This window comes from Kitasatospora sp. NPDC057518, assembly GCF_042802075.1.
In the GTDB taxonomy this organism is placed as follows: domain Bacteria; phylum Actinomycetota; class Actinomycetes; order Streptomycetales; family Streptomycetaceae; genus Kitasatospora.
The window spans coordinates 1-6186 of sequence record NZ_JBHVEU010000502.1 but is presented as its reverse complement, the minus strand read 5'-3'; the positions used below and the strand labels follow the sequence as shown (position 1 = coordinate 6186).

Annotated in this window: 6 protein-coding genes; all 6 read right to left on the bottom strand. The window is 75.8% G+C overall.

Going from position 1 to position 6186, the window contains the following annotated elements; translation table 11 throughout:
- Positions 1-33: 33 nt before the first annotated feature.
- Complete coding sequence (gene hypE / locus ACFU7Z_RS34415; RefSeq protein ID WP_380781893.1) at positions 34-1053, bottom strand: hydrogenase expression/formation protein HypE; 1020 nt, start codon at positions 1051-1053, stop codon at positions 34-36.
- Positions 1054-1138: 85 nt separating this feature from the next.
- Positions 1139-2308, bottom strand: coding sequence for a hydrogenase formation protein HypD (gene hypD, locus ACFU7Z_RS34410; protein WP_380781891.1), 1170 nt, complete (start codon positions 2306-2308; stop codon positions 1139-1141).
- Entirely contained in the window at positions 2305-2610 is a 306-nt protein-coding gene (locus tag ACFU7Z_RS34405; protein WP_074002677.1) for a HypC/HybG/HupF family hydrogenase formation chaperone, read from the bottom strand. Before ACFU7Z_RS34405 ends, hypD begins: the two co-directional genes overlap by 4 nt.
- Positions 2611-2616: 6 nt before the next feature.
- Positions 2617-4965, bottom strand: a complete 2349-nt coding sequence (gene hypF, locus ACFU7Z_RS34400) for a carbamoyltransferase HypF (protein ID WP_380781889.1) — start codon at positions 4963-4965, stop codon at positions 2617-2619.
- Positions 4962-5759 carry a hydrogenase nickel incorporation protein HypB gene (gene hypB, locus ACFU7Z_RS34395; protein ID WP_380781887.1) on the bottom strand — a complete coding sequence of 266 codons (798 nt, stop codon included), beginning with the start codon at positions 5757-5759 and terminating at the stop codon, positions 4962-4964. Before hypB ends, hypF begins: the two co-directional genes overlap by 4 nt.
- A 31-nt stretch (positions 5760-5790) precedes the next feature.
- Positions 5791-6147: a hydrogenase maturation nickel metallochaperone HypA gene (gene hypA / locus ACFU7Z_RS34390; RefSeq protein ID WP_049652583.1), complete on the bottom strand. Its 357-nt coding sequence runs from the start codon at positions 6145-6147 to the stop codon at positions 5791-5793.
- Between the last annotated feature and the right edge of the window lie 39 nt (positions 6148-6186).

Here is a 6186-nt window from a genome sequence, read left to right as displayed (position 1 = left end):
CCTCCCGGGGCGGCGGCGTAACCGGTCGGGCCCTCAGCAGATCCGCGGCAGCTGCTCGCCCATCGGCAGGTCGACCACCCGGGTGCCGCCGAAGCCGGTCCGGGCGACGACCATCCCCGGGTGCTCCTCGACGCACTCGCCGATCACCACCGCCTCCGCGCCGAGCGGGTGGGCGCGCATGGCGGCGAGCACCGCGTCCGCCGAGAGACGCGGGACGAAGGCGACCAGCCGGCCCTCGTTGGCGATGTACATCGGGTCCAGGCCCAGCACGGCGCAGGCGTTGGCCACCGGCTCCGGGACGGGGACGGCCCGTTCGCTGAGCACCACGCCCACCCCGGCCGCGACGGCGATCTCGTTGAGCGCCGCGGCCAGGCCGCCCCGGGTGGGGTCGCGCAGCACGTGCAGGTCGGCGGTGGCCGCGAGCATCGCCTCGACCAGGCCGCCGAGCGCCGCGCTGTCGCTGCGCACCTCGACCCCGAACTCCAGGCCCTCCCGGACGCTCATGATCGCGACCCCGTGCAGCCCGATCGGCCCGCTGACGATCACCACGTCGCCGGGGCGGGCGCGCTGCGGCCGGATGTCGACCCCGGCCGGGACGATCCCGATGCCGGCGGTGTTCAGGTAGATGCCGTCCCCGTGCCCGGCCTCGACCACCTTGGTGTCCCCGGTGGCGATCTCGACCCCGGCGGTACGGGCGGCGGCGCCGAGCGCCCGGGCGACCCGGTCCACCACGGCCATCTCCACCCCCTCCTCCAGGATGAAGCCGCAGGACAGGTAGGCCGCCCGGGCCCCGCTCATGGCGAGGTCGTTGACCGTGCCGTTGACGGCGAGGTCGCCGATGCAGCCGCCGGGGAAGAACAGCGGCCGCACCACGTAGGAGTCGGTGGAGAAGGCGAGCCGGGCGCCGCCCAGCTCCAGCACCGCGGAGTCGCCGAGCCCGGCGAGCACGGGGCCGCCGAAGGCCGGCGCGAACAGGTTCTCCACCAGCTCGGCGGACATCGCCCCGCCGCCGCCGTGGCCCATCACCACCCGGGGGTGGTCGCGCAGCGGCAGCGGGCAGCTCCAGCCGGAGAAGTCGGGCCGCTCGGCGCCCGGGTCCGTGCCCGGGTCGGCGCCGGGCCCGCTGAGCAGTTCGGTGTCAGCCAACGCGACCCGCCTCCTGAGGCGCCTGAAGCTCCCGACGTTCCTGCGGCTCCTGGGCCCGGACGGACGTCCCCGGTACGCCCAGCCGCCGGTACAGGTAGTACGCCGCGCACGCCCCCTCGCTGGACACCATCGTGGCGCCGAGCGGCGTGCGCGGTGTGCAGACGGTGCCGAAGGCCTCGCACTGGTGGGGCTTCAGCAGCCCCTGCAGCACCTCGCCGCTGCGGCAGGCGGCGGGTTCGCGGGTGGTGATCCCGCCGACGTCGAAGCGGTGCTCGGCGTCGTGGTCGCGGTAGCGCGGGGAGAGCCGCCACCCGCTGCGCGGGATCACGCCGATGCCCCGCCAGGGACGGTCGGCGACCTCGAAGACGTCCTCCAGCATGGCGCGGGCCGCCGGGTTGCCCTCGGGGCGGACGGCCCGCGGGTAGGCGTTGTCCACGGTGTGCTCGCCGCGCTCCAACTGCCGTACGGTGCGCCGGATGCCCTCCAGGATGTCCAGCGGCTCGAAGCCGGTGACGACGATCGGCACCCGGTGGCGTTCGGCCAGCGCCGGGTACTCGGCGGTGCCCATCACGCTGCACACGTGCCCGGCGGCGAGGAAGCCCTGGACCCGGCAGTCCGGCGAGTCCATGATCGCCTCGATCGCGGGCGGCACCCGGACGTGCGAGACCAGCATGCTGAAGTTGCGCAGCCCCTGCTTCCTGGCCAGGTGGACGGCCATGGCGTTCGGCGGGGCGGTGGTCTCGAAGCCGATGCCGAAGAAGACCACCTCCCGGTCCGGGTTCTCCCGGGCGATCCGCAGGGCGTCCAGCGGCGAGTACACCACCCGGACGTCGCCGCCCTCGCCGCGGACCCGGAACAGGTCCCGGTCGGTGCCGGGCACCCGCAGCATGTCGCCGAAGGAGCAGAAGACCACCCCCGGCCGGGCCGCGATCGCCAGGGCCCGGTCGATCGTCTCCAGCGGGGTGACGCACACCGGGCAGCCCGGCCCGTGGATCAACTCGACCTCCTCGGGCAGGAGTTGGTCGATGGCGTGCCGGATGATGCTGTGCGTCTGGCCGCCGCAGACCTCCATCAGCGCCCACGGCCGGGTGACCGTCGCCCTGATGTCGGCGAGCAGCCCGGCGGCCAGCTCGGGGTTGCGGAACTCCTCCAGGTACTTCACCGTCCGGCCTCCTCAGCCTCGGTCCCAGAGCCCGCCGCCGCCCCGGCGGCCTCCCAGGGATCGCCGAACTCCTCCTGCAACAGCCCGAGTTCCTCGAAGAGGGCGAGGGTGCGCCGGGCCGACTCCTCGTCCAGGCGCTGCAGCGCGAAGCCCACGTGGACGATCGCGTAGTCCCCCACCGCGAGGTCCGGCAGGTACTCCAGGCACACGTCCTTGACCACGCCGCCGAAGTCCATCACCGCCATCCTCGCCCCGTCCCGCTCCCCGATCTCCGTCACCCTGCCGGGCACAGCCAGACACATCCGCTCTCACTCCTCCCGGGTGGCCGTCGACCGGGCGGCCACCATCAGCTGGCCGAGCGCCAGACCACCGTCGTTGGGCGGCACCCGGCGGTGCCGCAGTACCGTGAATCCGTCCTCCCCGAGGCCGCTCGCGCAGGCCGAGGAGAGCAGTGCGTTGGCGAAGACCCCGCCGCTGAGCGCCACCGTGGTGGTGCCGTACCGGTCCCGGACGGCCGCGCAGCTCCGCCGGACCAGGTCGGCCACCGCGCGGTGGAAGCGGGCGGCGACCAGGCCCGCGGGGGCGCCCGCGGTCACGTCGGCGACCACGGCGGCCAGCACCGGCCCGGGGTCGGCGGTCCAGCCGCCGGCCCGCGCCGACAACCCGAACGCGTAGCCGTCGTCCGCCCGCGCCGCCGACCCGGCCCCGGAACCGTCCGCGCGGCCGAACCCGCAGGCCGCCGCCTCCAGTTCGATCGCCGCCTGGGCCTCGTACCCGGCCCGGTGGCAGACCCCGGCGAGCGAGGACACCGCGTCGAACAGCCGCCCCATGCTGGAGCTCGGCAGGCAGTTCAGTCGCCGCTCCAACTGCCGCTCCAGCAGCCCGCGTTCCGCCGCTCCGCAAGCCCGGACCGGCGGCAGCTCCGGCAGCCAGGGCAGTCCGGCCGCGCGCAGGTGGGCGAGCGCCGTCCGGTACGGGCGCTCGACGGCCGCGTCCCCGCCCGGCAGCGGCACGTACCCGAGGTGGGCGAGGCGGCGGAACCCGTCGTAGTCGGCCAGCAGCACCTCGCCGCCCCAGACCGCGCCGTCCGCGCCGTAGCCGGTGCCGTCGAAGGCCACCCCGAGCACCGGGCGGCTGCCGTCCAGTCCGTGCTCGGCCATCACCGCGGCGATGTGGGCGTGGTGGTGCTGGACCCGGTGCACCGGCCGACCGGCGGCGGTCCGCTCGGCGTGCCGGAGCGAGCGGTAGCCGGGGTGCCGGTCGGCGACCAGCAGTTCGGGCCGTACGCCGCTGACCGTGCCGAGCTGCTCGACCGCCCGGTCGAAGGCCCGCAGGGTGGCCAGGTCGTCCATGTCGCCGATGTGGCCGGACAGCCAGGCGTAGCCGTCCCGGGCCAGCGCGAAGGTGTTCTTCAGGTCGCCGCCGACCGCCAGCGCCGGGCGCACGGGCACCGGCAGCGGGATCGGCAGCGGCGCGTAGCCGCGCGAGCGGCGCAGCGGCAGCTGCTCGCCGTCCACCACCCGCACCACCGAGTCCTCGCAGGGCACGTGGATCGGCCGGTCGTGGCCGAGCCAGCCGTCGACCAGCGGGGCGAGCCGCTCCAGCGCCTCCCGGTCCTCGGTGACGATCGGCTCGCCGGAGAGGTTGGCGCTGGTCATCACCAGCAGGTCCGGCCCGGGGGCGGCGAGCAGCAGGTGGTGCAGCGGCGTGTACGGGAGCATCACCCCGAGGTCGGGGCTGCCCGGGGCCACGCCCTCGGGCACCGGCAGGCCGGTGCGGCGCAGCAGGACGATCGGCCGGACCGGCCCGGTGAGCAGTTCCCGCTCGACCGGGTCGACGGGCAGCAGGCCCTCGACGGTGGCGAGGTCGCGGGCCATCACGGCGAAGGGCTTGCGGCCGCGCCGCTTGCGCCGGCGCAGCAGGGCGACGGCCGCGGCGTCGCGCGCGTCGCAGGCGAGGTGGTAGCCGCCGATGCCCTTGACGGCGAGGACCGCGCCGTCGGCCAGCAGCCGCCGGGCCTCCGCCAGGGCCGGCTCCCCGCCGAGGTCGGGGCGTCCGGGCACGGTCAGCGTGAGCCGGGGCCCGCAGGCGTGGCAGGCGACGGGCTGGGCGTGGAACCGGCGGTCGGCGGGGTCCGCGTACTCGCGGGCGCAGTCCGGGCACAGCGGGAAGCCGGCCATGGTGGTGTTGGCCCGGTCGTACGGCAGGCCGGTGACGATGGTGTGCCGGGGGCCGCAGTTGGTGCAGCTGATGAACGGGTGCCGGTGGCGGCGGTCGGCCGGGTCCGCGAGTTCGGCCAGGCAGTCGGCGCAGACGGCGGTGTCGGGCGGGATCAGGGTGGCGCGGGCGCCGTCGGGGCGGGAGGGGACGATGCGGAAGCCGGTGGCGCCGGTGGCGGCGAGCGGCGCGTGTTCCACCGCGTGCACCTGGGCGAGCGGCGGCGCGTCGCCGGCCACCCGCCGGCAGAAGGCGTCCAGCGCGTCCGGGCTGCCCTCGACCTCGACCAGGACGCCCTCGCCGGTGTTGGTGACGGTGCCGGCCAGTCCGAGTTCACCGGCCAGAGTGTGGACGAACGGCCGGAAGCCGACCCCCTGTACCAGGCCGCGGACGGCGACCCGCCGCCGCTCGCGGTCGAGCCCGGGGTGGGCGGCCGTCACGCGTGCTCCCCCACGGCGGAGTGGCCGTGGCCGTGGTCTTGCCCGTGGTCGTGATCCTGAGAGTGCCCATGGTCGTGGTCGTGAGAGTGCCCGTGGTCGTGCGGCGCCGCCGCGGCCATCACCGGCCGGTGCGGCCGCGCCCCGGCCAGGACGCCGAGCGCCCGGTCCAGCAGCGCCCCGACGCCCTCGCCCGTCCGGGCCGAGGTGTTCAGCACCTCCACCCCGGGGTTGACCCGCTGGACGTTGGCCAGGAACGCCGCCTCGTCGAACTCGGCCGCCGCCGCGAGGTCCGTCTTCGTCACCAGCACCAGGTTGGCCAGCCCGAAGGCCGTCGGGTACTTGAGCGGCTTGTCCTCGCCCTCGGTCACCGAGGCCAGCACCACCCGCAGCGTCTCGCCGAGGTCGTAGGAGGCCGGGCAGACCAGGTTGCCGACGTTCTCCACGAACAGCAGCCGGCAGTCGTCCGGCAGCCAGCCGTCCAGGTGCCCGGCGAGCATCCGCGCCTCCAGGTGGCAGAGCCCGTCGGTGAGCACCTGCTTCACCGGGGCGCCCGAGCGGGCCAGCCGGCGCGCGTCGTTCTCGGTGGCGAGGTCGGCGGTCAGCGCGGCGACGGGCACCCCGCGTCGCCGGGCGAGCCCCAACTCGGCCTCCAGCAGCGCGGTCTTGCCGCTGCCGGGGCTGGAGAGCAGGTTCACCGCGACCGTCCCCCGCGCGGCCAGTGCCGCCCGCAGCCCGCGGGCGCTGTCGTCGTTGCGGGCGAGGACCGCCTGACGGAGGTCGACCGTGCGGCACATCGGCATCAGCCTTTCTGGTTCGGCCCGGATGTCAGCGTTCCCGGGCCCACTCGACGTCGAGGATCTGCAGCTCGCGGCCGGACAGCAGCTCCACGCCGCCACCGCCGGAGCAGCTCGGGCAGCCGAGGTCCGGCGGCATGCCGACCGCCCACTCGACCGCGCAGGGGGCGCAGCGGGCCCGGGCCGCGACGGACTCGGTGTCCAGCGCCGCGCCCGCCACCAGCGTTCCGGCGCAGGCGAGTTCGAAGCAGAAGTCGAGGGCCTCGGGCACCACGCCGGCCAGCTCGCCGACCCGCAGCCGCACCCGTGCCACCCCGGGGGCCCCGTGTTCGCGCGCGGCCGTGTCCACCTGCTCGACGACGGCTTCGGCGATCGACATCTCGTGCATGGGTCCCTTCCCGGAGCGGGCGGCAACGCGCCCCATTAC